A 3,525-nucleotide genomic window follows, 5' to 3' on the forward strand; every position below is an offset into this window, starting at 1 on the left:
ACTTTTTCGTTAGGTAAGAAAAAAAAAATGAAAAAATCAAAGAATATTTTAATTTTTCATTAATACCTTTCGCCCAACATGTCTATCCCTTACAAAGGAATATTTAGGAAATGACACTTTTAATAGAAAAATCAGACTTTTCTTGAATTAATCAATCAATATTTAACCAAGTTTTGATATAAAAAATAACCCAAAGCAATTGATGGATTAATCAAACATTCAATTACTTCTTAATTAGTCCTATGAATATTGAAGTCTCCTCCTAATCCTCCGCCCTAGCCAAATTATCGCTTCTGGTATTCACTTTTTCATTGACATAAAAACCAAGCTTTGTGCCTTTTTCAGCCCCGTATTCAATGGCAGGCATAAAATGTATTCCCCCATAGAGCCTGCTGATAGTAGCTTCAGCTGCTGCTTCCCTGAAAGAATTATATTCCCTTACAGGAAGCCCATAGGCAACTTCAGTAGAGTCCACAAAATGAAATGGTTCTCCCAACAAATGGGTCAAAGCCTCTGCCGCTGCATTGGATGCCACACTGTGCCCACTGGTATGTTCAGGGAAAGGAGGCGTCTGTAATACAGGCAACCAATCTTCATCAATATATTTATTGATATATGTTTCTGGTCTGATCAATACGCTTCTATACTTTTCATCCCAACAGGAGATAAAAGCATCGAACAAGGCAATGCTTGTATAAGCCAAAGTCTCAGCCATTCCTTTCCAATCTTGTCCTGCTGTTTTGGAGGCGATAGCAGCTATTCCCATCCAGTGTCCTCCAGGGGTAATCTTTTTCTCTGCAAACATCACATGTCCTTTGACATTCACCTTGTAAGGATTACAATCCCAGAAATAAGCAATATCACTCTGCTCCGGTGTCAAATTGTTTACTGTAAGAAACACTTCTTCCGCTTCTTTGAAAAACTGGCTGTCCGGTTCCGTAGAAAATACTGTAGGAGGTGGCGATTGGAATTGATCTGGACTTTCCATTAAAAAAGGACGGATCTTATTCCAATGGGGCTCTATACCCTCCATATATGCTGGTGGGGTTGGCTGCCAAGTATGCGGCTCACTGCTCACTGTATATTTTTCAAAAGACCTGCTCTCATGATAATTGTCTTTTTTGGAGTAGGCAATTACATGATCGGCTACCTGCTCTCCAAATGCTACTGATCTTTCAAATACCTTTTTTGGAACACCGGCAGACCTGATGGCTTTGAAGGCCTTCTCCCTATGGCCCTGTACCATATCTTCTGAAAATATCATGGCTGTACCCACTTTGTAATAGGCAGCTAATGCAGCCAATGGATAATAAACCTCCCCTTCAGTTTCGAAATCCACTTTCTCAAAACCGTTCAGCTGTCCCATTAAAGAGGTATAGGATGGGTCTGCTAATGCCGCTACTTCGAAGGCTGCAATAGCAGGATAAGCATAAATCCGGCTGGCCACCGGAGGGGAAAAAATATCATGGATGATGACATCTGTCAACTTCAATTGTGCAGCAATCAGGTACTCACCATCAATAATGACATCCTGGTAATTTTTATTTTCCTGGCATGCAAACCCGACGATCAACAGCAGCACCAAGCTTATATTTTTCATTTTACTCATATTCTCAAGCAATTACTCGACTTATTTCTTCAAATTTAATAAATCCCTTTCTATTAAAGAAAACGGGACCGAGGGCTGGGAGGTTATTTCACCCAAAACTATGAAAAATCCATAAATATCAAATTTCAAAAGCATTGAAAATCAATGATTTTTGACAGGTTTATAGGTTCTGTTTTATGGAATAATCCGGAAAACAACAGGAGAATCGTTGTTTCTAAGAGCAATCAGACTTGCTTCCCCATTAATGGTCAATTTTCTGACATACCGGTATTCCCCCCAATATTTGTTACCATCAATCCCAATTGGAACCTTAACAAAGCCCGATGGCGTCCATTTCAGCAAAACCAAGGGTTGCGCCATCTTTCTCCCTAAATCTGTCCTGAATCCAGAAAAATTACCCACGCATAGCACATAATTTTCACCCTTGGATGAAAAAGTTACAAAATCTCTAATGGGACTGAATTGCGCTTCTAAAGGTAGAACCAAAACTTTCTGTTCTCCCTTTGGAATAAAGTACGACTGAAAATCGACTACCTCTAAGATGCTGGCCGCATTGATTTGCTCCTTTTCCAAAAGGTCTTGAGGGGACTTCAATGCAGCATATTGTTCATAACTATCATGCTTGCGCTTCAGGTTTGGAATCTGACGGATCAGGTCATCCCTGCTGGCAAAGGGCACCAAATTCCCTTCCATATAATGAAAAATCAAAGGATCATCCTGTCCATTGCCATCAAAATCCCCATGATATAATTTGACTGGCTGGGATTTGCTGGCCTTTAGTTTACTGTTCAAGCCTAAATTCCCCACCAGCAAGCCATTCAGCCCATTATCCGTTTGCAGCTCCGATAAACCAGCATACCAGCCCGCAGGAGCCAATGGCTCAATTTCTGTAAACTTCCCTTTGGTATCCTGCTGATATACCCGCACAGGCATCCACTCCCCTGCCAATACCAACTCAGCTTTATCGTTCCCCGTCACATCGTACCAAAGCGCCTTTTGCACCATCCCTGGCCTAAAATTGTCTCCAAAAAAATCTTCCGTCATTTCCCTGAACCTGCCCTGACCATCATTCACCAATAGATAGGATCTCGGAATAGCGCCGTAATTACCGGTAACCACTGAAGCCCCTACAAAAATATCGACAAACCCATCTCCATTGATATCATGGAAGGCCAAAGTAGAGGTATTTTCTCCAATAGGAGGCAGTGAATTCATAGAAAACCTGAATTTACCTTGCCCATCGTTTAAAAAGACCCTGTCAAAGTTGAAAACTTCCCCAGAAGTATACTCATTGCCACCAGAACCTACATAAAGATCCAGATGTCCATTTCCGTTTAAGTCCACAAATTTGGCTACCACATCCTCTGCTGTTTTAAGCTGCTCAAAAACGGCATTTTTTTGAAGGGTAAAACCGCCATCTGCTTGTTGTAAATAAAGGGCCCCTCCCTGTCCTTTGGCACCTCCCAGATAAATGTCATCCAGTCCATCTCCATTCACATCTCCCACTGCCAGCGCTGGCCCTTCCATGGCATAACGCCTCGGCATTAAATATTCCCGTCTGAATTCATCAAAGTCTGTGTTTTCTTCATGCTTCCAACCCAATTCGAGTGAGGCCAGCTCTAAAATAGGCTTAGTTTCATTTTTTGGCAAAATGGCAGCCTCACCCTTTCCTTTGACCAAACGGTACTTTTTATTGACCTCTTTTGGACCAAAGCTTTCTATATTTCCAGCCCCCCAGTCCACATAAATTGCTTCAACAGCAGCTTCCTTTCCCAAACCAAAGGTCAGCAAGGTAGAAGTCCCAGATTGAAAGCCCCGGGAAGTACTCAGGGTTTGATGTAGCATTTTATCCCCGGATTTCACCCAAACTTGGGCCCCAATACCAAAAAGATTGGCCTTATCCCCTGCTAACTCAA

At 41.8% G+C, this 3,525-nt stretch carries 2 protein-coding genes; both read right to left on the minus strand.

The annotated features are described in order from the left end of the window. Positions 1 to 262: 262 nt before the first annotated feature. The gene (locus QZT73_RS04660; RefSeq protein ID WP_291786861.1) at positions 263 to 1,609 is read right to left on the minus strand and encodes a vanadium-dependent haloperoxidase; all 1,347 of its coding nucleotides are present in this window, start codon (positions 1,607 to 1,609) and stop codon (positions 263 to 265) included. A gap of 174 nt (positions 1,610 to 1,783) precedes the next feature. After that, positions 1,784 to 3,525: FG-GAP-like repeat-containing protein (locus QZT73_RS04665; RefSeq protein ID WP_291786864.1), on the minus strand; the 1,742-nt coding region annotated here is incomplete at its 5' end.

The organism is Cecembia sp. (genome assembly GCF_007126775.1).
Classification (GTDB): Bacteria; Bacteroidota; Bacteroidia; order Cytophagales; family Cyclobacteriaceae; genus Cecembia.

Excerpts from the sequence above, each read along its gene's own strand:
- QZT73_RS04660 (WP_291786861.1), bottom strand. The coding sequence starts at position 1,609 with ATGAGTAAAATGAAAAATATAAGCTTGGTGCTGCTGTTGATCGTCGGG.